Origin of the sequence: Streptomyces sp. R35, from assembly GCF_041053035.1 — a bacterium.
In the GTDB taxonomy this organism is placed as follows: Bacteria; Actinomycetota; Actinomycetes; order Streptomycetales; family Streptomycetaceae; genus Streptomyces; species Streptomyces lutosisoli.
The window spans coordinates 10,549,473-10,572,996 of the sequence record NZ_CP163440.1 but is presented as its reverse complement, the minus strand read 5'-3'; the positions used below and the strand labels follow the sequence as shown (position 1 = coordinate 10,572,996).

Annotated in this window: 22 protein-coding genes; 12 read left to right on the top strand and 10 right to left on the bottom strand. The window is 70.5% G+C overall.

Features of this window, described 5'->3' with window-relative positions; genetic code table 11:
- Positions 1-58: 58 nt before the first annotated feature.
- The 6 genes from AB5J50_RS47585 (at position 59) to AB5J50_RS47560 (ending at position 6,823) form a co-directional block, all read left to right on the top strand.
- Positions 59-883, top strand: coding sequence for an amidohydrolase family protein (locus AB5J50_RS47585; protein ID WP_369264747.1), 825 nt, complete (start codon positions 59-61; stop codon positions 881-883).
- A gap of 48 nt (positions 884-931) precedes the next feature.
- Positions 932-2,197 carry a DUF4032 domain-containing protein gene (locus tag AB5J50_RS47580; RefSeq protein WP_369264746.1) on the top strand — a complete coding sequence of 422 codons (1,266 nt, stop codon included), beginning with the start codon at positions 932-934 and terminating at the stop codon, positions 2,195-2,197.
- Between the two features lie 106 nt (positions 2,198-2,303).
- Positions 2,304-3,980: an FAD-dependent oxidoreductase gene (locus AB5J50_RS47575; RefSeq protein WP_369264745.1), complete on the top strand. Its 1,677-nt coding sequence runs from the start codon at positions 2,304-2,306 to the stop codon at positions 3,978-3,980.
- Positions 3,977-5,419 (top strand): ATP-binding protein, encoded by a 1,443-nt coding sequence (locus AB5J50_RS47570; RefSeq protein ID WP_369264744.1) that lies wholly within the window; start codon positions 3,977-3,979, stop codon positions 5,417-5,419. The genes AB5J50_RS47575 and AB5J50_RS47570 overlap by 4 nt, the downstream gene beginning before the upstream one ends.
- A complete protein-coding gene (locus AB5J50_RS47565; RefSeq protein WP_369264743.1) occupies positions 5,416-5,766 on the top strand; it encodes a UBP-type zinc finger domain-containing protein in 351 nt (116 codons plus the stop codon). The genes AB5J50_RS47570 and AB5J50_RS47565 overlap by 4 nt, the downstream gene beginning before the upstream one ends.
- A gap of 97 nt (positions 5,767-5,863) precedes the next feature.
- Positions 5,864-6,823, top strand: coding sequence for a threonine/serine dehydratase (locus AB5J50_RS47560; protein ID WP_369264742.1), 960 nt, complete (start codon positions 5,864-5,866; stop codon positions 6,821-6,823).
- Positions 6,824-6,877: 54 nt separating this feature from the next.
- Here AB5J50_RS47560 and AB5J50_RS47555 read toward each other — a convergent pair whose 3' ends face one another.
- The 3 genes from AB5J50_RS47555 to AB5J50_RS47545 are packed head-to-tail and all read right to left on the bottom strand — an operon-like array spanning position 6,878 to position 10,787.
- The gene (locus tag AB5J50_RS47555; protein ID WP_369264741.1) at positions 6,878-7,369 is read right to left on the bottom strand and encodes a VOC family protein; all 492 of its coding nucleotides are present in this window, start codon (positions 7,367-7,369) and stop codon (positions 6,878-6,880) included.
- A 56-nt stretch (positions 7,370-7,425) separates the two neighbouring features.
- Positions 7,426-10,140 carry a glucosidase gene (locus AB5J50_RS47550; protein ID WP_369264740.1) on the bottom strand — a complete coding sequence of 905 codons (2,715 nt, stop codon included), beginning with the start codon at positions 10,138-10,140 and terminating at the stop codon, positions 7,426-7,428.
- A 17-nt stretch (positions 10,141-10,157) separates the two neighbouring features.
- Complete coding sequence (locus tag AB5J50_RS47545) at positions 10,158-10,787, bottom strand: HdeD family acid-resistance protein (protein WP_369264739.1); 630 nt, start codon at positions 10,785-10,787, stop codon at positions 10,158-10,160.
- Positions 10,788-11,071: 284 nt separating this feature from the next.
- Here AB5J50_RS47545 and AB5J50_RS47540 point away from each other — a divergent pair, with 284 nt between their 5' ends.
- Entirely contained in the window at positions 11,072-11,287 is a 216-nt protein-coding gene (locus AB5J50_RS47540) for a hypothetical protein (RefSeq protein WP_369264738.1), read from the top strand.
- Between the two features lie 137 nt (positions 11,288-11,424).
- A complete protein-coding gene (locus AB5J50_RS47535) occupies positions 11,425-11,688 on the top strand; it encodes a hypothetical protein (RefSeq protein WP_369264737.1) in 264 nt (87 codons plus the stop codon).
- 3 nt (positions 11,689-11,691) lie between these two features.
- Here the strand turns inward: AB5J50_RS47535 and AB5J50_RS47530 are convergent, their stop codons facing one another.
- Together AB5J50_RS47530 and AB5J50_RS47525 are read right to left on the bottom strand one after the other, a co-directional pair.
- Positions 11,692-12,159, bottom strand: coding sequence for a hypothetical protein (locus AB5J50_RS47530; RefSeq protein WP_369264736.1), 468 nt, complete (start codon positions 12,157-12,159; stop codon positions 11,692-11,694).
- 155 nt (positions 12,160-12,314) lie between these two features.
- Positions 12,315-13,754 carry a serine hydrolase domain-containing protein gene (locus AB5J50_RS47525; protein WP_369265710.1) on the bottom strand — a complete coding sequence of 480 codons (1,440 nt, stop codon included), beginning with the start codon at positions 13,752-13,754 and terminating at the stop codon, positions 12,315-12,317.
- 248 nt (positions 13,755-14,002) lie between these two features.
- Between AB5J50_RS47525 and AB5J50_RS47520 the strand changes: the two genes are divergently transcribed.
- Both AB5J50_RS47520 and AB5J50_RS47515 read left to right on the top strand, forming a co-directional pair.
- Positions 14,003-15,208 carry a 4-hydroxybenzoate 3-monooxygenase gene (locus AB5J50_RS47520; protein WP_369264735.1) on the top strand — a complete coding sequence of 402 codons (1,206 nt, stop codon included), beginning with the start codon at positions 14,003-14,005 and terminating at the stop codon, positions 15,206-15,208.
- A 165-nt stretch (positions 15,209-15,373) separates the two neighbouring features.
- A complete protein-coding gene (locus AB5J50_RS47515) occupies positions 15,374-16,999 on the top strand; it encodes a serine/threonine protein kinase (protein WP_369264734.1) in 1,626 nt (541 codons plus the stop codon).
- 30 nt (positions 17,000-17,029) lie between these two features.
- Here the strand turns inward: AB5J50_RS47515 and tgmB are convergent, their stop codons facing one another.
- Together tgmB and tgmA are read right to left on the bottom strand one after the other, a co-directional pair.
- Positions 17,030-17,983 (bottom strand): ATP-grasp ribosomal peptide maturase, encoded by a 954-nt coding sequence (tgmB, locus tag AB5J50_RS47510; RefSeq protein WP_369264733.1) that lies wholly within the window; start codon positions 17,981-17,983, stop codon positions 17,030-17,032.
- 15 nt (positions 17,984-17,998) lie between these two features.
- Positions 17,999-18,190, bottom strand: a complete 192-nt coding sequence (gene tgmA / locus AB5J50_RS47505) for a putative ATP-grasp-modified RiPP (protein WP_028804150.1) — start codon at positions 18,188-18,190, stop codon at positions 17,999-18,001.
- Positions 18,191-18,442: 252 nt separating this feature from the next.
- Here tgmA and AB5J50_RS47500 point away from each other — a divergent pair, with 252 nt between their 5' ends.
- Positions 18,443-19,471 carry a hypothetical protein gene (locus AB5J50_RS47500; RefSeq protein WP_369264732.1) on the top strand — a complete coding sequence of 343 codons (1,029 nt, stop codon included), beginning with the start codon at positions 18,443-18,445 and terminating at the stop codon, positions 19,469-19,471.
- A gap of 79 nt (positions 19,472-19,550) precedes the next feature.
- On the opposite strand, the gene AB5J50_RS47495 is transcribed toward AB5J50_RS47500, so the two are convergent.
- Both AB5J50_RS47495 and AB5J50_RS47490 read right to left on the bottom strand, forming a co-directional pair.
- Positions 19,551-20,705, bottom strand: a complete 1,155-nt coding sequence (locus AB5J50_RS47495; RefSeq protein ID WP_369264731.1) for an FAD-dependent oxidoreductase — start codon at positions 20,703-20,705, stop codon at positions 19,551-19,553.
- A gap of 70 nt (positions 20,706-20,775) precedes the next feature.
- Positions 20,776-21,498: a TetR/AcrR family transcriptional regulator gene (locus AB5J50_RS47490; protein WP_369264730.1), complete on the bottom strand. Its 723-nt coding sequence runs from the start codon at positions 21,496-21,498 to the stop codon at positions 20,776-20,778.
- Positions 21,499-21,754: 256 nt separating this feature from the next.
- On the opposite strand from AB5J50_RS47490, the gene AB5J50_RS47485 reads away from it, so the two are divergent.
- Positions 21,755-22,420: a DUF2238 domain-containing protein gene (locus tag AB5J50_RS47485; RefSeq protein ID WP_369265709.1), complete on the top strand. Its 666-nt coding sequence runs from the start codon at positions 21,755-21,757 to the stop codon at positions 22,418-22,420.
- 72 nt (positions 22,421-22,492) lie between these two features.
- Here AB5J50_RS47485 and AB5J50_RS47480 read toward each other — a convergent pair whose 3' ends face one another.
- On the bottom strand, positions 22,493-23,476 hold the full coding sequence (locus AB5J50_RS47480; protein WP_369264729.1) for an aldo/keto reductase: 984 nt from the start codon (positions 23,474-23,476) through the stop codon (positions 22,493-22,495).
- Between the last annotated feature and the right edge of the window lie 48 nt (positions 23,477-23,524).

Below are 23,524 nucleotides of genomic sequence, written 5' to 3'. Positions count from 1 at the left end.
AGGGTCGGGGTAAGCAATCGCTTAGTCAGGGTGTCCGAACCAGGGGAGGCACGGGACCATGCCGGTCGTCGACGCGTGGATGCAGCACCCCACGCTCCGTCACTCCAACCATGAGATGTTCGAGTCGCTGCGCCGGTGGACGGGCATGGAGCTGCTGAAGGAACCGCTGCCCGTCGAGGTCACCGTCGCCGCGATGGCGGAGGCCGATGTGGAGATCGGCCTGTCGGCGGCCTGGTACGGGCCCCAGGGCCCCCTCATCAGCAACGACGAGGTCGCCGGGTTCGTCGCCCGGTCCGACGGACGGCTGCGCGGCGTCGCGGGCGCCGATCTCACGAAGCCCGTCGCGGCCGTGCGGGAGCTGCGGCGGGCCGTCGAGGACCTGGGCTTCGTGGCCCTGCGGATCGTGCCCTGGCTGTGGCAGCTGCCGCCCACCGACCGGCTCTACTATCCGCTGTACGCCGCCTGCGTCGAGCTCGGCGTCCCCTTCTGCACCCAGGTCGGGCACACCGGACCGCTGCGCCCCTCCGAGACCGGCCGGCCCATCCCGTACATCGACCAGGTCGCGCTCGACTTCCCCGAACTGACCATCGTCTGCGGGCACATCGGCTACCCGTGGACCACCGAGATGATCGCGGTGGCCGACAAACACGCGAACGTCCACATCGACACCAGCGCGTACACCACCCGCCGCTATCCGCCGGAGCTGGTGGAGTATCTGCGCGGCCGGGGACGGCACAAGGTCCTCTTCGGCACCAACTACCCCATGATCACGCCCGCTCGGGCGCTGGAACACCTCGCCGACCTGCGCCTCGACGACGAGACGACGGAGCTGTTCCTGTCGGGCAACGCCCGATCCGTCTTCCGCCTCCCGGATCATTCGTAGATGCTTGAGCCCGACACCGTTCGACCCTGAGGTGAGGGCAGCCCAGCGATGGCTTTGCAGATCAGCGCCACCAACCCGGAGCATCCCGCGCTCCTGCTCGAACTGCCCTGGCAGCTGCCCCTGGAGGAGTGGCCCGAGCACTACCTGGTGCCGCTGCCGCGCGGCATCTCCCGGCATGTGGTGCGCTACGCGCGCGCCGGGGACGAGGTGGTGGCCGTCAAGGAGCTCGCCGAGCGGCCCGCGGTGCGCGAGTACGAGCTGCTGCGCAGCCTGGACCGGATCGGCATCCCGGCGGTCGATCCGCTCGCCGTGGTGACCGGGCGCACCGACGGCGCCGGCGAACCGCTGGAACCCGTACTGATCACCCGGCATCTGGGCGGCTCGATGCCGTACCGGTCGATGTTCGAGACGACGATGCGGCCCGCCACCATGCACCGGCTGATGGACGCGCTCGCAGTGCTGCTGGTGCGGTTGCATCTGGCGGGGTTCGCCTGGGGCGACTGCTCGCTCTCGAACACGCTGTTCCGGCGTGACGCCGGGGCGTACGCGGCGTATCTGGTGGACGCCGAGACCGGGGATCTGCACCCTCAGCTCAGCAGCGGGCAGCGCGAGTACGATCTCGATCTCGCCCGGGTCAACATCAGCGGGGAGCTACTGGACCTGGAGGCGGCCGGAGCCCTGCACCCCTCGGTGGACCCGATCGAGTTCGGCATGGAGATCTGCGCGCGCTACGGGGGCCTGTGGGAGGAGCTGACCCGCACGTCCGTGTATCCGGCGGGCAAGTACCACTACATCGAGCGCCGGATACGCCGTCTCAACGACCTCGGTTTCGATGTCGCCGAGATGCAGATAGCGCACTCCGCCGACGGTGACACGGTCACCTTCGTCCCCAAGGTCGTCGACGCGGGCCACCATCAGCGCCAGCTGCTGCGGCTGACCGGGCTCGACACCGAGGAGAACCAGGCACGCCGGCTCCTGAACGACCTGGAGAGCTGGATGGCCACCCAGGACGACTACGCGCCGGGCGACCCTCTCGCCGCCCGCCCGGAGGTCCTCGCCCACCGCTGGGTGCGGGACGTGTTCCGGCCGACCGTCCGGGCCGTGCCGCTGGACCTGCGCGGATCCATGGACCCGGCCGAGGTCTACCACGAGCTCCTCGAACACCGCTGGTTCCTGTCCGAGCAGGCTCAGCACGACATCGGCCTGGACACGGCCGTCGAGGACTACGTCACGACCATCCTGCCCAAGGTCCGCGACGCCCTGCCGCCCCGGGCGGACGCCCCCGCGTCGACCGCCGGAGAAGCCGGTTTCTGAGCAAAAGCGACCGATCGTACATACGATTGGGCCTGTACCGGCCGGGCGGAGCCCGAAAGCGTCCGTGCGGCCGGAACGACACTGACCTGCTCGGGGTGGGAGACGTATGGCACAGGCCGCCAGTCCAGCGCGGACCGTCATTCTGACCGTCGATGACGATCCCGGAGTGTCGCGCGCCGTCGCCCGCGACCTGCGACGCCGCTACGGCGAGGCGCACCGGATCGTGCGCGCCGAGTCCGGGGAGACCGCCCTGGACGCGTTGCGGGAGCTGAAGCTGCGCGGTGACCAGGTGGCGGTGATCCTCGCGGACTACCGGATGCCCCAGATGAACGGCATCGAGTTCCTGGAGCAGGCCCTCGACGTGTATCCGGGCGCGCGGCGGGTGCTGCTGACCGCGTACGCGGACACGAACGCGGCGATCGACGCGATCAATGTGATCGATCTGGACCACTACCTGCTCAAGCCGTGGGATCCGCCGGAGGAGAAGCTCTATCCGGTCGTGGACGATCTGCTGGACGCGTGGCGGGCCAGCGACTACCGGCCCGTGGCGACCTGCAAGGTGGTCGGGCACCGGTGGTCGGCGCGTTCCTCGGGCGTACGGGAGTTCCTGGCCCGCAACCAGGTGCCCTACCGCTGGTACGCGTCCGACACACCGGAGGGGCTGCGGCTGCTGGCCGCCGCCGGGCAGGACGGTGAGCGGCTGCCGCTGGTGATCACCCCGGACGGTACGCCGCTGGTGGAGCCCGAGGACCCGGATCTGGCGGCGCGGGTGGGGCTGGCGACGACGCCGACGGAGGAGTTCTACGACCTCGTCGTCATCGGCGGCGGTCCGGCGGGGCTCGGAGCGGCCGTGTACGGCGCGTCCGAGGGGCTGCGGACCGTTCTCGTGGAGCGCGAGGCGACCGGTGGGCAGGCGGGGCAGAGCTCACGCATCGAGAACTATCTCGGCTTCCCCGACGGTGTGTCCGGGGCGCAGCTCACCGACCGGGCGCGGCGGCAGGCGGCGAAGTTCGGCGCCGAGATCCTCACCGCGCGCGAGGTGACCCGTCTCGAGGTCACGGGGGCGTCGCGCACCATCCACTTCTCCGACGGTTCCGCGATCGCCGCGCACTCGGTGATCCTGGCGACGGGTGTGTCGTACCGGCAGCTGGAGGCTCCCGGGCTGGCCGATCTGACGGGATGCGGGGTCTTCTACGGGTCGGCGTTGACCGAGGCGGCCGCCTGCCAGGGTCACGACGTGTACATCGTGGGCGGGGCGAACTCGGCCGGTCAGGCCGCCATGTATCTGGCGCGGGGCGCCAAGTCCGTCACCATCCTGGTCCGAGGTTCGTCCCTGTCCGCGTCGATGTCGCACTATCTGATCCAGCAGATCGGCGACGCGCCCAACATCAGCGTGCGCACCGGTACGGTCGTCGAGGCGGCGCACGGCACGGGCCATCTGGAGCAGCTCACCCTGCGCGATGTGGCGAGCGGGCACACCGAACTCGTGGACGCGCAATGGATGTTCGTGTTCATCGGCGCGGCCCCGCTCACCGACTGGCTGGAGGGGACCGTGCTCAGGGACGCGCGCGGATTCATCATGGCCGGCCCGGACATGACGCCCGACGGGCAGCCGCCCGCGGGCTGGGAGCTGGACCGGCCGCCGTATCACCTGGAGACCAACATTCCCGGCGTGTTCGTGGCCGGGGACGCGCGCGCCGAGTCCGCCAAGCGTGTCGCCTCCGCCGTCGGAGAGGGAGCCATGGCCGTGATGCTCGTCCACCGTTATCTGGAGCAGTCATGAGCGGGCGGCCGATGCCCTGCGACATGGCGGAGCTCGGCACGCTGTTCCTGTTCGAGAAGCTGAACACGGAGCAGCTCGAACGGCTGTGCCGGGAAGGCCGGGTGGAGCTGTTCGAGCCCGGCTACATCTATCAGGAGGGCGAACCGGCCACCTGCTTCTTCGTGCTCCTCGACGGCACGATCGTGATGTCGCGCCGGGTCGGCGGCGACGAGGTGGAGATCAGCCGCACCTCGCAGCGCGGGGTGTACGCGGGCGCCATGCAGGCCTATCTCCCCGGATCGGGCCAGGCGAGCTACAAGGGTTCCGCGCGGGTCACCGAGCCGTCCCGCTTCTTCATCCTGCCCGCCGAGACGTTCGCCTCGATACTGCGCGACTGGTTCCCGATGGCGGTGCATCTGCTGGAGGGGATGTTCTTCGGCAGCCAGAACACCCAGCGGATGATCGGGCAGCGCGAGCGGCTGCTGGCGCTCGGCTCGCTGTCCGCCGGGCTGACACACGAGCTCAACAACCCCGCCGCCGCTGCGGTGCGGGCCACGTCCGCGCTGCGGGACCGGGTGGCCGGGATGCGCCACAAGCTCGGCATGATCGCGTCGGGCCGGTACGCGCGCGACGCCATGGAGACCCTGGTCGAGCTCCAGGAACGTACGGCCGAACAGGTCGCCAAGGCCACCCCGTTGAGCCCGCTGGAGGCCTCCGACCGGGAGGACTCCCTCGCCGACTGGCTGGACGACCACGGCATCGCGGGCGGCTGGCAGCTCGCGCCGACGTTCGTGCAGGCGGGGCTCGACACGGACTGGCTGGACCAGATCGCGGGGGCCGTCGACGAGGAGACGCTCGAAGGCGCGATCCGCTGGCTCAACTACACGGTGGAGACCGAGCTCCTCATGAACGAGATCGAGGACTCCACGACCCGTGTCTCGAACCTGGTGAACGCGGCCAAGCAGTACTCGCAGCTGGACCGCGCGCCCTACCAGGTCGCCGATGTGCACGAACTGCTCGACAGCACACTGATGATGCTCACCGGGAAGTTCGGCTCCGGGATCACGATCGTCAAGGAGTACGACCGGGCACTGCCCAACATCCCGGCCTATCCGGGCGAGTTGAACCAGGTGTGGACGAACCTCATCGACAACGCCGTCTCCGCGATGGCCGGGGAGGGTGTGCTCACGGTGCGCACCGCGCTCGACCACGACCACTTGCTCGTCGAGTTCCGCGACACCGGACCCGGGGTGCCCGCGGAGATCCAGGGCCGCATCTTCGACCCGTTCTTCACCACCAAGCCGGTGGGTGAGGGCACCGGACTCGGCCTGGACATCTCGTGGCGGATCGTCGTCAACAAGCACCACGGGAGCCTCCAGGTGCAGTCCGTGCCGGGTGACACGCGTTTCCAGGTACGTCTTCCACTGACCGCCACGGACACCTCCGAGGAGTCGTCATGACCGCGTCGACCGGAATCGACCCCGCCGTTCCGCCGAGCGGCACCGGCTGTACCGAGTGCGACGCCGCCGGCGGCTGGTGGTTCCATCTGCGGCGCTGCGCCCAGTGCGGTCACATCGGCTGTTGCGACGACTCACCGTCCAAGCACGCCACCGCGCATGCGCAGAGCACCGGGCATCCCATCATCCGCAGCTTCGAACCGGGCGAGAGCTGGTTCTGGAACTACGACACCTCCGAGCTGTACGAGTCCGGGCCCGACCTCGCTCCCCCGGTGAGTCACCCGGCCGACCAGCCCACGCCCGGGCCCGCCGGACGGGTTCCCGCGAACTGGGCCGAGACACTGCGCTGAGGGGAACTGTCCTTCCCGCGACGGCAGTTGTGGACGGAAAGGATGGGAAGGGTTGGAAGGGCCGGAAGGGCTGGAAGATGCGGAAGGGTCGGCTGCCTTGATCGGCATCTCGGAGATCCGGGCCGTGGCCGAGCGGATCGGCGCTCATGTCGTGCGGACGCCGACGGTGACGAGTCCGGGGCTGTCCTCGCTGCTGGGCGTGCCGGTCACCGTGAAGCTGGAACTGCTGCAGCGCACCGGGTCGTTCAAGGCGCGGGGCGCGACGGCTAGGCTGCTCGCGCTGAGCGAGGCCGAGCGTGCGGCGGGTGTGGTGGCGGTGAGCGGCGGCAACCACGGAATCGCGCTCGCGGTGATGGCCGCGGCCCTGGATGTGAAGGCGACCGTGGTGATGCCGCGGTCGGCGTCGGCCCGTGCTGCCGAGATCGTGGAGTCGGCCGGCGCCTCCCTGCGGCTGACCGATGACATGGACGGGGCGTTCGCGCTCATGGCGCGGTTGCGGGCCGAGGGGCTGACGCTCGTCCACCCGTTCGACGATCCGCTGGTGATCGCCGGGCAGGGCACCGTCGTCCTGGAGTTCGCCGAGGACGCGGGCGAGATCACCGATGTACTGGTCAGCATCGGGGGCGGCGGCCTGATCTCCGGTGTCGCGGCGGCCCTGCGCGCGCTACGGCCCGGGGTGCGGATCTGGGGTGTGGAGACGGAAGGCGCGCAGGCCATGTCTCAGGCGCTGGCCGCGGGCGGTCCGGTGCCGGTGGCGCTGTCCTCGATCGTGACCACGCTCAGCGCGCCGGCTGTTTCGCGGCTGACCTACGACCATGTGTCCGCCCTGGTCGACGAGGTACTGGTGGTCCCGGACCGCGAGGCCGTGCGAGGCACCCTCGATCTCGCGGACCACGCCAAGGTGTGGGCCGAGCCGGCCGCGGGCTGTCTGCTGCCCGCGGCCCGGCGGGTGCTGGAGCGCGTGGGTGACGGGGCCCGGATCGGGCTGGTGCTGTGCGGGGGCAACGCGACCACCCAGGACGTCATGAACTGGGCGGAGCGTTTCGATCTGCGCTGAGCATGCGTCGGCTCCTGTTGCACGCTCGGCCGGCGTCGGCCAGGAGCCGCGCCGTCAGCGCACCGACCTGCCGTACATCTCGCCGAGCGGTTCGGCGAGCAGTTCGACGCGGGCGCCGTCGGGGTCCCGGAAGTAGAGCGATGTGCTGCTCTCCTCCATGTACTCGACCCCGGCGGCGTCGAGCCGGTCGCGCAGCCCCCGCCAGGTGGTGGGGTCGACCGAGATGGCCAGGTGGTGCAGTCCGCCGAGCACCTCCGCGTACGGGCCGAGGTCGAGTCCGGGGAAGTCGAAGAAGGCGAGCATATTGCTGTTGCCGAGGTCGAAGAAGAAGTGGGTCGAGCCCTTGTAGTCGCGGTTCTCGATCATCTCCGTGAGGGGGAATCCCAGGACTCCCTGGTAGAACCGCACGGTCCGCTCGACGTCCGAGGAGAGCAGCGCGACATGGTGCACTCCGCGGGCGGAGCTCGCCGGCCTCTCCTGGTGCAGATACGCGTCCCGGATCCGCTGACGCTCCGCCTCGATCGCTGCAAGGTCCACCGCACCCATCGGGAAGCTCCTCAAGTAGGGAAGTAGCTACACGCTTGGTACTGAATCCAACCACTTCAGGACAGTGGTTCTTCCTGATCCGGCGACATCCGCAGGCCGTCGCGGCTGCGTGTCGGCCATTGTCCGGGGTCGACGAGGTGGAAGAGGGTGGCGGTGACCGCGACGAGGCCGGTCCAGCCGGTCTGGTGGCTCGCGCCGATGCCTGCGCCGTTGTCGCCGTGGAAGTACTCGTAGAACAGCGGCAGATTCTGCCAGTGCGGGTCCGTCTGGAACGAGTGCTGTGCTCCGTGCACCGGGCGGCGGCCGGTGTCGTCCGCGAGGAAGGTGTCCGTGAGCCGGGTAGAGATCTCGCGGGCGACCTCGTACAGGTTCATCTCGTGGCCGGAGCCCGTGGGGCACTCGATGGTGAAGCGGTCACCGTGGTAGGCGTACAGGTTCAGCAGCGCGCGGACGATCAGCAGGTTGATGGGGAACCAGACCGGTCCGCGCCAGTTGGAGTTCCCGCCGAACATCCCGGAGTCGGACTCGGCGGGCAGATAGGCGACGCGGTGGACTTCGCCGTGCAGGTCGAACGTGTACGGATGCCGGGCGTGGTGGCGTGAGAGCGAGCGGATGCCGTACGGACCGAGGAACTCCTCCTCGTCCAGCATCCTGGACAGGATCCGGCGCAGCCGGTCCTCCCCGAACAGCGCGAACAGATGCCGTCCGCCCGCGCTGTCGTCGAAGGGCCGGTGGGAGGCGACGACCGCCTCGACGGCCGGGTGGCGTTCGATGAACTCGCGGGCCCCCGCGATGAGTTGAGGGAATCGCTGATCGGCCCAGTCGCCGATGACGGTGGTGGCGGCGAGCGGGATCAGGCCGACGAGGGAGCGCACCTTGAGCCGGGTCGCGGTGCCGTCGGGCAGCCGCAGCAGGTCGTAGAAGAAGCCGTCCTCCTCGTCCCAGAGGCTGTCGTTGGCGGCGCCGATCCGGTTCATGGCGACGGCGATCCATGCGAAGTGCTCGAAGAGGGCCTGCGCCTGCTCGACGTAGACGGGGTTGTCGAGCGCCAGCTCGATGGCGATCTCCAGCAGGTTCTGGCAGTACAGCGCCATCCAGGCGGTGCCGTCGGCCTGGTCGAGGGTGCCGCCGGCGGGCAGGGGCGCGCTGCGGTCGAAGACACCGATGTTGTCGAGGCCGAGGAAACCGCCCTGGAAGACGCTGTTGCCGTCGGGGTCCTTGCGGTTGAGCCACCAGGTGAAGTTCTTCATCAGCTTCTGGAAGGCGTTCTCCAGGAACACCCGGTCACCGCGGCCGGTGCGCTGTTTCTCCAGCTCGTAGACGAAGAGGGTCGCCCAGGCGTGCACGGGTGGATTGACGTCGCCGAAGTTCCATTCGTACGCCGGGATCTGCCCGTTGGGATGCAGGTACAGGCGGCGCAGCAGCAGGTCCAACTGCCCTTTGGCGAAGGCGATGTCGACCGTGGACAGGGCGATGGCGTGGAAGGCCAGGTCCCAGGCGGCGAACCACGGATACTCCCAGGTGTCCGGCATCGACAGGATGTCGCCGCCCACCATGTGGTACCAGCCGCTGTTGCGGACCTTGGGGTCGGCGGTGAGCGGGTCGACGCCATGGCCCGCTAGCCAGCGCTCGACGTCGTACGCGTAGTACTGCTTGCTCCACAGCATGCCGGCCAACGCCTGCCGTACGACGAGGCGTTCGTCGTCCTTCATCCCGGGGGCGCCGAGCTCGTCGTAGAACTCGTCGGCCTCGGCCCGGCGTCGCTCCATGATGGCGTCGAACTCGGCGTCCCAGTCGGCCAGTTCGGTGTCGCTCAGGCGCAGGCGCACGGTGGCGCTGTTCCCGCCCGGGATGGACAGGACGTGGTGGACGGCCGCCTTGGTGCCGGTCCGTTCGGGGTTGACGGCCGCGCTCTCGCCGTGGACGACGCAGCGGTCGATACCGTCCTTGACGTACGGGGTGGGGTTGAGGCTGCCGAAGACGCGCTGGTTGTTGGTGTCGTTCTCGGTGAAGAGGGCCGGGGTGCCGGTGGCGCCGTGGAGCCATCGCCGCCCGAGTTCCTCGTGCTCGGCGCGGATCCGGCCGCCCGGTTCCTGCCGCAGGCTCGGTACGGCGGTGCCGCCGGCCCACGACCAGGTGTGCCGGAACCACAAGGTGGGCAGCACGTGCAGGGTCGCCTCGTCGGGGCCGCGGTTGTGCGCGGTGATCTGGATGAGCAGGTCTTCCGGGCCTGCCTTGGCGTACTCGACGTACACGTCGAAGTAGCGGTCGTCGTCGAAGACTCCCGTGTCGAGGAGTTCGTACTCGCCCTCGTGGCGGCCGCGTTTGCCGTTGGTGGTGACGAGGTCCTCGTACGGGTATGCCGCCTGCGGGTACTTGTAGAGGTACTTCATGTAGGCGTGGGTGGGCGTGTTGTCCAGGTGGAAGTAGTACTCCTTGACGTCCTCGCCGTGGTTTCCCTCGGCGTTGGTCAGGCCGAACATGCGCTCCTTGAGGATCGGGTCGCGGCCGTTCCACAGTGCCACGGCGAAACAGAGCCGCTGCTGGTCGTCGCTGATGCCGGCGATGCCGTCCTCGCCCCAGCGGTAGGCGCGGGAGCGTGCCTGGTCGTGGGTGAAGTGCGACCAGGCGTCGCCGTCCGGGCTGTAGTCCTCCCGGACGGTGCCCCACTGGCGCTCGCTCAGATAGGGGCCCCAGCGGCGCCAGGGCACTCCTGATTCGTCCGCGTCGGCCAGCCGCCGGCGCTCGGCGCTCTCGGTGTGTTCGTCCATCTCTCCCCCGGTTCAGGTCAGTTGACGAGGTGCGTGCGCACCTGGAGGCCGTGCTCGATCTCCAGCACGCCGAGCGCCACGAGCCAGAGCCCGGCGACGAGCGTCAGGGCGGCGAGGGAGCGGAAGGGCGACACGATCAGCACGATTCCGCCGAGGGACGTGAGGATGCCGAGGACGGTCTGCCGGCCGCGGGTCGGCAGGTTCTCCGCGGAGATCACCCCCGCCGTCGTCATGAATCCGTGGATCAGCCAGCCGAAGCCGATCCACAGGGCCAGCAGCAGGATCGACTGGGCCGCGCCGCGGAAGCAGATCAGGCCCAGCAGCACGCTGAGCACACCGCTGAGGAAACTCACCGCGCGCAGGTGACCGGGCACATGGGTCGGATACGCTCCGGCCAACTGGAGGGCCACGGTCAACTGGACGACGCCGCAGGCCAGCAAATAGATCCCGAACAGCACGCCGACCACCAGCACAGTGGCGCCGGGCCAGGCCAGGGTCAGTGCGCCCAGTGCGAGCGTGAGCACGCCCATGGCCACCTGCCGCTGCCAGGCGCCACGGGCGAGGAGGCCCAGCAGGCCGGGGTACGCGTCGGGATCGGGGGCCTGCTCCCCCGCCGGGAGGGGATGTGGTGTGCCGGAGGAACTCATGGGCTTCCGCCTCTGCGAGGGAAGACGCCGGGTTCGGGGCCCGGCGCGAGGAACGCGGGGCCGGGCTTGCGGTTGCGTGGACCCACCCAGCATCCCGCGGACCCGGGCGCCTGCCCATCGGTCGGGCGGCGGCTCTTCCGTGCCCTTTCTCCGTACCGCTCGCGTTGAGGACATGCCGGAAAGGAGGCGGAATCCGGCGTTCCTCGTCCGGGAGGCACGGAGGCTCCTGCCAGGGGGGCACCCGTCCGGATGCGCGTTGCCGCGCTCAGGACGATGCTGGAGACATGTCCGGACGGGCTCCTTTGATCGTTCATCCAGCGCTCGGCACCGGCGGTCGCGAAGTGACCGCACGGGGCGAGAACCTCGGCGTGGCATTCTCCGACGAGGATCTGCTCGAGTTCCTGGGCCGGGCGGGGCTGCCGGACGCGGAAGATCTCCTGGACGATCCGGCCTGGGTGAAGTGGCGCGGGGGGCAGGCCCACTACTACGGTGCCGCATAGTAGCGAGGCGGGCGGGCCACCTACGGGGACGGCCGCGGGGCGAGCGCCTTACTCCGATCGGGGGGGCGCGCTCACCCCAATTGGTGGGCGGCGGCACGCACACGTACCACCGGCGTGCACGGAGACGTTGCCCCGGCATGGACACTCACACAGCACTGCGACCCGCCCCGAGCCGCGCGATCACGGGCGGCCCGTACGCGGAACTGACCAACGACTACCGGAGCCATCCGCCGATCTACGCGCAGCTCGTCGCGGAGTGGCGGGCCAAGGGCCGTGGGGTTCCGGAGCGTCGCGATGTCCGTGAGGTGCTGTGGGCTTCCTTCGCGGCACCGGCTCCGGAGACCCACGAAGCCGAACCCGTGCCCGCGGTGCCCGTGCCCCGTGGCCTCCCCGGCTGGTGAGGACTACTCCGCGCTGAGCGGCGCCAGGACGGCCAGTGTTCCGTTGGCCTGACGCAGCGCCAGCTCCAAGGGGACGGCGGGATGCAGGGCGCCCGTCCCGTCCGGAGGGATGATCCACTCCAGGAACCCCGCGGACCGGTACGGCGGCGGCACGGCGATCCATGAGCCCTTGCCGAGGTGGCGCAGTCCTGACCCCACCCAGCTGCTGGCCGGATCGGGCGCCAGGAAGAAGCCGACGCGATGGGCCGCGCAGTCCACCAGCGTGGGCCCCGGCACCTGAAGCGGATCGCACCACAGGATGTCCAGGGCGATCAGACCCAGTTGTTCGGGAACGCTGAGCACGTCCCAGAAGCGCCCGGCCTCCAGGAGCACACCCCCGCTCCCCTGATCCCACTCCCGTTTGCACGCCCGGGGGTCCGTGGCGGCCGCGGCCAGCCACTCCACACTCTGCATCCACATCGCGTTCGTCATCGCCCACCCCGGGGATATTCCACTCCGCGACAGGCGCGGAGAAAGACACGGCCAGCGGGGACTGCGATTGCCCATCAGCCCCTAGGCATATGCATGTTGGTAGATATTTCTAGGCGGCGGAAGGGGTGGCGCGGCCTGGCGTTTTCCGTCGGCCGTTACGGCACGTGCCGCGGTGCGTGAAGTGAGCGCAGTCGGCCGCCGTGCAGCGGGGTCGTGTGCCACCGCGCCGTGAACGTACGGTCCGGGAGCGAGCAGGTCACCGTCAGGCGGTGCGGGGTCTCCACGAACAGCACGTCGACGTGCAGGGTCTCCGGGTCGGTCCAGCCCCCGCTCACCGCCGTGGGAACCGGCCCCGGGTCGACGGTCCAGTCGGCTTCACCGAGCCGCAGGTCGAGTCGCCCGTCGCCCTCGGCCAGCGACACCCGCCAGCCCTCGTCGCCCGCCGCGACCGTCACTCCCGTCAGTGTCCGCTGATCCGCGCAGACGCCGCCCTCCGGAAGGAACTCGGCGCCCGCCCAGGCGTCGCCGCGCGCCGGGGGCTCCGGATGCGCCTTGACCGGAGGGAGGGCGAGCCCGGCGAGACGCCGCCGCAGCCCGTCGTCCTCCCTGCCCGGCAGCGGAGCGGCTGCGAACGCGGGCAGCAGGTGACGCCACACCAGGTTCAGGAGGTCCTGCATCTCCTCGGTGGCCGCGGTCGTCGCGATCACCGCGTCGTGCTCGGGCAGGACGACACAGAACTGCCCGTACGCCCCGTCGCCCCGGTATCCGTGCCGGGACCTCCAGAACTGGAATCCGTACCCCTGCTGCCAGTCCGACAGCGCCCCCTCGGCCGTACCGTCCGCGTTGGAGATGTGCGCGCGGGTGGCCTCCGCGATCCACGAGGACGCGAGCAGCCGCCGCCCCTCCCAGACGCCGTCCCGCAGATACAGCTGGCCGAGCCGGGCGATCGCGTCGGTCGCGGCGTGCAGGCCGCTGAAGCCGACGTCGCGTCCGGCAGGGCGCTGCTGCCAGGCGGTCTCGCCGATACCGAGGGGATCGAACAGCCGGGGCCGCAGATACGCCGTCAGCGACTGGCCGGTCACGCGCTGCACGATCGTGGCGAGCGTGTACGTGGCGGGGTTGTTGTACGCGAACACGGTGCCCGGGTCGCGGTCCGGCGGGATCAGCAGGAAGCCGCGTACGGCCTCCTTCCGGTCGAGCCGGAACGCCTCGGCGTAGGTCTCGGCGAGATGACCGCTGGCCATCGACGCGACATGCCGTACGAGCATGGCGCGGCTGCGCGGGTCGGTGATGTCGGCCTCGAACTCGGGGAAGTACGAGATCACGGGGTCGTCGAGACGCAACAGCCCCTCGGCGGCGGCGAATCCCGCGGCGGTGGACGTGAAGCTCTTGCTCAGCGAGTAGAGCAGCTGGAGGCCATCGGGGGTGTACGGCGCCCACCAGCCGGAGGCCACGACGTGGCCGTGGCGCAGGATCATCAGGCTGTGCGGTTCGATGTCCGGGGCGACCTCGACGGCATCGAGGAACGCGTGAACGCCCGACGCGTCGACGCCCTGCTCGCCGGGCGAGCTGACGGGCAGGGAACGTGCGCTCATACGGGCGGCCTCCGGGCGGCTCGGGGTGGCGTGCGGTGGTCCGGGCAGTGGTGCGGACGGCGCTCGGGCCGTGGCCTTGACGCGACGGACGGACACCATGTGCATGCACCATCCTTCCCGTTCGGGCTGCCGCGCGTCCATGGGGTCTCGGCGGAGTGAAATGGTGGTGCACGCGGGCGTGCGCGCCGACGGGGCGTCAACCCGCGGGCAGATGCAGGTTGTTGACGGGCCACCGCCATAATGCTCCGGTGATCACCCCCTCCCCCATACCCGTACAGCGCGTCCCCGTCGTCATCGTCGGCGCGGGACCGACCGGTCTCACCCTCGGCAACATCCTGCGCGCCGCGTCCGTCGACTGCGTGGTCCTGGAGACCGAGAGCCGGGAGTTCATCGAACAGCGGCCCCGGGCGGGGTTCATCGAGGAGTGGGCGGTACGCGCGCTGCGGCAGCGCGGGCTGGCCGACCGGCTGGTGGAGCGGGGGCAGCCGCACAGCGAGTGCGAGTTCCGGATCGACGGCGAACGTCACCGGTTCCGGTACGCCGAACTGACCGGGGACCGCCATTTCGTCTATCCGCAGCCGCTGCTGGTGACCGACCTGGTACGTGAGTACGCCGACGTGCGGGGCGGCGACATCCGGTTCGACGTACGGGACGTGGCCCTGCACGCCATCGACGGCGACCAGCCCTCGGTGCTGTACACGGACCCGGTGACGGGTGAACGCCGGCGTATCGAGTGCGAGGTGATCGCCGGCTGCGACGGCGCGCGCGGAGTGACCCGCACCTATGTGCCGCCGGAGCGCGGCTCGACGGCCCGGTACGACTACGGCGTCGGCTGGCTGGCGCTGCTCGCCGAGGCCCCGCCGTCCTCCGACTGCGTCGTCTTCGGTGTCCACCCGCGCGGATTCGCCGCGCACATGGCCCGCAGCCCCCAGGTCACCCGCTACTACCTGGAGGTGACGCCGGGCGAGGACCCGGAGAACTGGCCGCACGAACGGGTGTGGTCGGAGCTCCACGCCCGGCTGTCGGTCACGGGTGCCCCACCGCTCACCGAGGGACGGCTGATCGAGAAGCGGGTGCTCGACATGCACAGTTACGTCGTGGAGCCGATGACATACGGACGGCTGTTCCTGGCCGGCGACTCCGCCCACCTCGTGGCGCCGATCGCCGCGAAGGGCATGAACCTGGCGCTGTACGACGCGCTGCTCCTGGCGGACGCCCTTGTCGCCTACTTCGGGACGGGTGACGGCAGCGGGCTGCGCGACTACTCGGCGGCCTGTCTGCGGCGCGTGTGGGAGTACCAGGAATTCTCCCAGTGGTTCGCGGAGTTGCTGCACGGGCCCTCGTCGGGCGATCCCTTCCGGGCGGGGTCCGCGATCGCGCGGCTGCGGCGGATCCTCGGCTCACCCGCGGCGGCGGCCACCTTCGCGGACTCGTACATAGGCAGGGCACCGTGAGGTGAACCGCCGTGGACCGCTGGCCTGAACCTTTCGCACGCCTGGGCGACGGCGACGGAGCCGAGGAAAAACAGGCCCCTGGAACCGTCGGACGTTGAACACACAACGTCACACCCTCCGTACTTCCGGGAAAGGTGAGAGCCCGGTGCGCAGCGAGGGATGACCATGGTCAAGGTGCAGGACCCCACGGGCGAGTTGGTCGCCGGAAGATACCGGCTGATCGACCTCGTCCATCGGGAAGAGGGCCGCGACGGCTGGCTCGGTCAGGATGTCGACTTCGAGCGGCCGGTCACCCTGATCCGGTCGCGGCTCCCGGAGCATCGGCGCGAGGAGGCGGAGCGCGGTACCGCGGCCCGGATCCTGCGCGCGTCCGAGCGCCTGGCGCTGGTCTGCCCCGGCCGCGTGGCCACCGTCCTCGACGTGATCGAGGCGAACGACGTCGTCTGGACGGTGACGGAGCGGCCTGCGGGCGTCCCGCTGACCGAGCTGCTCGGGCGCGGCCCCGTGAACTACGTCCGGGTGGCCCGCATCGGGCTCGGCCTCCTCGATGTCCTCACGGCCGCCCATCTCGCGGGGGTGACGCACGGCGATCTCAGCCCCGGCCAGGTGTCCGTGGACGAGCGGGGCGCCGTCGTCGTGAGCGGATTCGGCCTCATGGGGGCCACTTCCTCGCCACGCGTCACCGCACCGTCGTACGCCTCCCCGGAGCAGGCCCGCGGCGAAGGCACCGGACCGGCGGCGGACCTGTGGGCGCTGGGCGCGATCATGTACGCGATGGTCGAGGGCCGGCCGCCGATCCGGGACCGGGGACGGCTCGACGCCACGCTCCGCGCCGTGGACCGGTTGCCCATCCGGGCCCCGCTGAACGCCGGACCGCTCGGACCTGCCATTCAGGGTCTGCTGCGCTGGGATCCCCTGGAACGGGTGCCCGAGCCGGTCGTACGCGAGGCCTTGACGCGCATCCTCAAGGAGGACCTCGACGATGCGACGCCCACGGAGCCGCTGCCTCCCTTCGAGGACATCGATGTCGCCGCCCGGCGCGCGGGACGGACCTGGGGCGGGCGGCATGTCAGCCGGCCGGTCGTGCTGGGCGGGGCGCTGGCCGTCACCGTCGTCTGTTTCGCCGTGCTCACCGCGGCGGGCGGACTGCCCGACGGGGATACGTCCGCATCCGGCGCGGCTCCGGAACGGACCGCTTCCGGCAGCCCGTCCGCCGGCCCCACCGACCCCGGCACGCTCCCCCAGCAAACTCCGTCGGCGTCGCCCACGGCCTCCCCGTCCTCCTCTCCCTCCCCCTCCCCCTCGTTCACCGTCGGAGAGAAGGTGCCGTCCGGCTTCTTCCGCTACAAGGCTCCCGAAGGCTTCTCCGTCGACCTCCCCAAGGGCTGGAAACCCGTCCGGACCACGAGCTCCGCCGACGGGTCCTACCGGGTGACCTTCGGCGCGATTGGTGACCCGCGCACGCTGGCCGTCACCTACAGCACGCAACTGGGACCGGATCCCGTCGCGGTCTGGAGCGCGCTGGAGCCGTCCCTGCGCAGCGAGTCCACCGGCTACGAGCGGGTGGGCGACATCCGCGCCGTGACCTATCGCGGCCGCGAGGGTGCCGACATGGAGTGGCTGTCGGTGTCCCAGGGGGTCCGCGAGCGCACGTACGGCCGGGGCTTCCTCATCGGAGACCACCGGGGGTTCTCCCTGCGCTGGACGACCCCGGCCGACGACTGGAACTCCTCCGCCAACCGGCGGGCGCTGGACGTCTTCTTCCAGTCCTTTCAGCCGGCTTCGCAGTGATGCCGGGCCACCCGCCGGTGAAGGCCGGCCTCAACGCCCCTCGGTGATGCGGAGTTCGGGTCTTCGCTGCGACAGCCACAGGGCGACCTCTTCGGCGATGGGCTGTCCGGTCTCCAGCTCGATGAAGCCGAACTGGCCTCCCTGGTTGCCCTCCAGGAACCACCAGACGCCGTCCTCGTCCTCGGCGAAGTCGAAGGCCGCGTACGCGAGTCCGGTGTAGACGAGGTAGTCATGGACCGCGCGGGCGATGCGGTCGGGCACCGCGGTGATCTCCCAGCCGTGTCCGGTGTCGCCGAACCGCCCGTCGATCTGTCCGGGCACGGCTGCCTTCCGGGCGGCGAACAGGCGGCTGCCGATGCCGGTCAGCCGGATGTCGGCGCGTTTGGGAATGTACTGCTGGAGGAGCGCCGGACCGGCCGCGACGCCCGAGAAGTCCGCGCCGGGTCCGATCAGGGTGGTGGGCAGGGCCGCCGACGGTTCGCCGGGCGGAGGCCCCGAGGCCGATTTGACCACGACGTCCCGGTACTCCTCGACGAACTGCTGGGCCACCCGCGGAGCCGTCGTGATGATGGTGGGCGGTACCGCGAAGCCGCTGCTGTGGGCGACCCGCAGCTGCCAGGGCTTGTGCCGGGCCTGCTCGGCACGACGCGGGTGGTTCATCCAGCGGGTCGACGCGGAGTAGAGCATGCCGAACAGGGCCTGCCGGGTCTCGGCGGTGAGCCATGGCGAGGGCTCGGCGGCGTGGGCGGCCGGCTCGCCCGGCCGGCGCACCCACACGGATCGCAGGCCGCCCATGCTGAGCACATGGCCGTTCACCGACAGATAGCCGTCGAAGTCACCATGGGCGTAGTCGGCGGACAGCACCGCCTTGCCCGGCAGATCGGCGGGGTCGAGGCGCACCATGGGCACGCCCCGCTCATGCAGTTTGGCCACCACCATGTCGGCGGTGACGTCCTGCTCGGCCGTGAGAATGAGAACAGTCATGTGCGCGGGCGGCCGTCAGTCGTCGAAATGCGTCTGGGAGCCGGCTGTGGACGTCGTGGTACCGGTGGCCATCAGCAGCGCGCGGTCGCTGACGGCCGGGCGGCCATCGGGCAGCACGTTCAATTGCAGGGACACATCGAAGTGGTACGGGGGTACTGCGGCCGACTGCCCCGTGGGCAAGGCGTAGTTGAGGGTGAACGGTCGCACGAAAGATCCTCCCGCGGTCTCACGATGCTCGACGCCCACCCGTACGTGTCATGACCGTAAGGAATTCATCACTTTCCGCCACATCGGGGTGAAGGTCATCACATCGCGTCGTTTCCCGCTTGCTCGTTTCCGGTTTACTGGGGTGTCCGCTTGGTTCCGGTCCAGTCGTTTGTCTGCTTGATCCCGACCAGACCTTGGCCAATGCTTCATCCTCAGTGACATGAACGCCGCACCATCCCAGGAGAGTTCCCGGTGACCGTAGCCATCGCCCCGTCCGAAGAATCCGCCGCGCGCCAGGGCGAGTTGGCCCCCGTCGCGCGGGACGCACGCGACTTCGGGGCCTACGCGCGGACCGGCGGCTGGGCCTTCGCGCTGAAGGTGGCGCGCAGTGTGCGTCCCGGCGGGCAGTCCGCCGACGAGACGCCGAAGGTGTCCGCGAAGGAATTCGCCGAGCTGGCCGGATGCTCGCCCGAGCGTGTGATGCGCTACTACAAGGCGTGGGACCGGGCCGCCGACGACGGTGTCGTCCCGCACTTCGAACTCCTGGTCCCCGGTGCGGACATCGAGCTGCCGGACGCCGAGGTGTGGCTCACCTACTACGTCTCGCGCTCCAGCGCCGCCTCGGAGCGCGGCACCGCCATCACTCAGGCCGCGGAGGCCGAGGGCATCCGTCCCACGAAGGCTCTGGAGGTCGCCGAGAACCCGACCGCGCTGCGCGCCGCGATCCTCGCCGACCCCTCCACCGCCCAGGCCGCGCGGCACGCGCTGCTCGACCGGGTGAAGGAAGACCCGGCGCTGCAGGCCGAGTTGGCCCGGGACATCGCCCGTACCGACGAACTGAAGAAGGCGGTCGCCACCGAGAGCAGGGCCGCCGACCGCATCGGCTATGTGCGCCAGATCGCGGAGAAGGGTCAGATCAGGACGCCTGCCGGGCAGACCCTGGACGCCCCGGCCGAGCTCCGCTCCGAGGCCGAGCGGCATCTGTCCCTGCTCGACGAGCTGGACGAGGGCGAGGACTCGGGTGAGTGGGCGACGGAGGCGTACGACACCATGAAGCACCTCGTCGTCGAGACCGTCGAGGCCGACCCCGAACTACGCGTCCAGGAACGGCGGACGAAGTTCTACAACAGCCTCCAGAAGGCCACGAAGGTCTTCGAGGAGCTGACCTTCGACGACGCCGACGACATCTACGAGGACGACATGGTGCAGCGCCTGGAGGACCTCCAGCAGGCGATCGGCTCCGCCATCGCGGCGCTGCGCGGGGCGGCTCCCCGGCAGTGACCAGGGGTGGCGCGTCCTCCTCGGCGGTGGGCGGTGCACACACGCCCGCCGCCTCGTGCCGCCGCACGGCCGCTCTCCCTCAGGCGGACTCGGCGCGGTAGCCGGCCATCAGGTCGACCAGGCTCTGCGGGGCGTCCGGACTGAAGCAGATGTCGAGGTTGACCGCGGACCCGGTCGCCGCCTCCTCGGCGCGCGGGAAGAGTGCCTCCTCGTACTCGGCCAGGGCCTTTTCCACGTCTTCGGGGTGGGCGGCGATCGCCGTCGCGAGCTCGGCGGCGTCGAGCATGGCGAGGTTGGCGCCCTCGCCCGCGAACGGGGACATCAGGTGGGCGGCGTCGCCGAGCAGGGTGACGCCGGGGGTGCGGTCCCACCGGTGGCCGACGGGCAGCGCGTGGATCGGCCGGGCGACGAGCGCGCCGTCGGCGTCGGCGATGAGGGACCGCAGGCGCTTGTCCCAGCCGTCGAAGTACTCCAGGACACTCTCCTTGGCCGCTTCGGTGTCGGCAAAGTCGACGGCGCCGGCGGTGGCCCAGTCGGCGGGCGTCCTCAGGGCGGCGTAGACGTGCAGCGAGCCGTCGGGGTCGCGGTGGGCGAGGAAGCCCTTCTCCTCACCGAGCGCGAACAGCATGCCTCCGCCGACGACGGCGGCGCTCTCGGGGTGGCGGGTGTCGGCGTCGAGGAGGTGCACCTCGACGAAGGAGATCCCGGAGTAGACGGGGGTGGCGTCCGAGACCAGGGGCCGCACCCTCGACCAGGCGCCGTCGGCGCCGATCAGCACATCGGCGGTGAACGTCTCCCCGTCGGCGAGCGTCACCTCGTGGCGGCCGTCGTCGAGCGTCCGTGTGCCGGTGGCCTTGGCGCCCCAGCGGACGGCGCCCTCGGGCAGGGAGCCCAGCAGGAGGTCGCGCAGGGCGCCCCGGGAGACCTCGGGGCGCGTGCCGCCGTCGCCGTCGTCCTCCATCCGGACGGTGGCGTCCTTGTCGAGGATGCGCATGGCCTCGCCGCCGGTGTGGATGATCGCGCGGAACTGCTCGTAGAGCCCGGCGGCCCGCAGTGCGGCCTGGCCGGAGTCCTCGTGCATGTCCAGCATGCCGCCCTGGGTACGGGCGGTCGGTGAGGCGTCGAGGTCGAAGACGGCGGCCTCGATGCCGTTCAGGCGCAGGACGCGGGCGAGCGTGAGGCCGCCGAGACCGGCGCCGATCACGGCTATGGGGTGGTGGGGAGGTGTCGGCATGGCAGCTTCTCCTTGCGGATCGATATGTGGATCGATAGTGGTCGAGGGTTGGCGACGGCCGGGGCGTCCATCAAGACGTCTCGGGCGCGTCCGGCCCGGGTGCCTCCGGCCTGGGCGTGTTCAGGACGCCGTTGATCAGGACGTGGAAGCCCCAGTTCAAGCGGGCCTCGCCGGGGCCGGAGAGCAGTTCGGTGCCCAGCGCGGCGATGTGCGGGTGCCGGTGCTCGGAAACCCCGCGCAGCGCGGCGGCGAGCTCCGCCCACTCGCCCTCGGTGTCCTTGGGGTCCTTCTCCCCCGCCGCGTGCTCGGCGGCGGTCGCGGTGGCGAACTGCAGCAGCAGGTCGACCGCCCATGCCGCCCGCGCGTCGGGGACACCGCCCTCGCTCAGCAGCGACAGCAACGCTTCGAGCAGGTTCAGATAGCGCTCGCCGGACGGGCGGGCCACCAGCGCGGAGCGGGCGAGGCCCGGGTGCTCGAACAGAACGTCCGTGTAGGAGCCGAGCACCTGTACGAGCCGATCGCGCCAGTCGCCGCTCGCCCCGGCCGGGCTCAGGTCGACGGCGCCGAGCAGGTCGTCGAGCACCGCCGCGTGCAGCTCGGCGGTGTTGCGTACGTAGACGTAGAGCGAGGCCGGACCGGTGTCGAGCTCCTGCGCCAGGCGGCGCATGGTGACGCGCTGGAGGCCTTCGGCTCGCATGAGCGCGACGGCGGTATCGATGATGCCGTCCCTGGTCAGGGCCGGTTTCGCCGGGCGTTCGCGACGGCTGGGGCGGGGAGTGGGGTGTGCTGTCACTCCTCCAAGGTAACGAACATGTTCGTCACGAACAAGTACGCCACGAACATGTTCGTGAAAATCTGCACAGGCCCCGGGTGAGTAGCCGTACTCATGCCCTCGTTCCCGCGCTCCAGCACGATGGGGCCACCTGGACCAAGGAGCGCTTCCCATGCCCGGATCTGTCCTCGCCCCGCCCGCCCGCCACCCCGCATCCGGGGATCTCGTCCCGCGCCGGACGCTCCCGACCGCACTCCTCGTCATCGTGATCGCGGGCATGGCGCTCTCCGCCTGGCATCCGCACGACCCGACGACATGGCTGCTGGAGACGGTGTGGGTGCTGGTGGGTCTGCCGCTGGTCGTCCTCAGCCGACGGCGGTTCCCGCTCACCAATCTGCTGTGCTGTCTGCTCGCGGCGCACGCGCTGGTGCTCGCCGTGGGCGGCCACTACACGTACGCGCAGGTGCCGTTGGGCGACTGGGTGCGGGACGGGCTCGGACTCGACCGCAATCCCTACGACCGCTTCGGACACCTCATGCAGGGCTTCGTACCCGCCGTCCTGGTACGGGAGTTGCTCAGCCGGACCTCACCGCTGCGCGGCAGCCGCTGGCTGGCGCCGCTGACCGTGTGCGCCTGTCTCGCCTTCAGCGCGGTCTTCGAGATGTTCGAATGGGCGGCCGCGGTGATCGGCGGCCACTCCGCGGACACCTTCCTCGCCACCCAGGGCGATGTGTGGGACACCCAGTGGGACATGTTCTGCGCCCTGATCGGGGCCACCGTCTCGGTCCTGCTTCTCAGCCGCCTGCACGACCGGCAGCTCGCGGCGCTCGACGGTACGGGGGCGGAACGGCTCACGCCGGCGGGCGTTCCCGCGCAGCAGCCGAAGCGCTTCCCCCGGCCCGAGGCCGGGAGTGCGCCACGTGCGGTGGGGCGCACTCCGTGACCCGGGCCGCGCCGCTGCCCGCACTGCCGTGGATGGCCGGGACGACAGGAAGAGGGCGCGTCGAGCGGTCGCCTACCAGCGGCCCTCCACCTGCTCCTTGATCCGCCGCTCGTACAGGTCATCGATCGCGTCCAGCGTCTTCTGCGGCAGCTCGGGCAGCTTCGCGGCCGCCGCGTTGGCGCGGGCCTGCTCGGGTGAGCGGGCGCCCGGGATCACCGTGGTCACGCCGGGCTGCCTGGTGATCCAGCACAGCGCGAGCTGGGCCGGGGTGCTGCCCTCCGGGGCGAGGGCGGAGAACTCGGCCGCCGCCTCCACGCCCGTCACGAAGTCGACCCCGGAGAAGGTCTCGCCCTGGTCGAAGGACTCTCCGTGGCGGTTGTACGTGCGGTGGTCGTTCTTCGCGAAGACCGTGTCCTTGGTGTACTTGCCGGAGAGCAGGCCCGAGGCCAGCGGGACGCGGGCGATGATGCCGACGCCCGCCTTCTGGGCCGCCGGGAGCACCTGCCGCAGGGGCTTCATACGGAAGGGGTTGAGGATGATCTGGACGCTCGCCACGTTCGGGCGGGCGATCGCGGTCAGGGCCTCGTCGCACGTCTCGACGCTCACGCCGTACGCGGCGATCCGCTCCTCCTCGACCAGGGTGTCGAGGGCGTCGAACACCTCGTCGGAGGAGTAGACGGGCGTGGGCGGGCAGTGCAGCTGCACCAGGTCGATGCGGTCGACGCCCAGGTTCCGGCGGGAACGGTCGTTCCAGGCACGGAAGTTGTCGAGGACGTAGTTCTCCGGGATCTGGTCGACGCGGCGGCCCATCTTGGTCGCGACCAGTACGTGCAGGTCCGGCCGGCCGCGCAGGAACGTGGCGATCGTCTCCTCGCTCCGCCCGTCGCCGTACACGTCGGCCGTGTCGAAGAAGGTCACCCCCGACTCGGCCGCCGCCTCCAGCACCGCCAGGGCGTCCCGATCGCTCACATCGCCCCAGTCGGCACCCAACTGCCAGGTGCCGAGACCGATGACCGAAGCATGCTGACCTGACCTGCCGAATTCGCGCTCGTCCATGCCGTCAGTCTGACACTTCCCCGCCGTCGCGCAGGACGCCACCCGCCG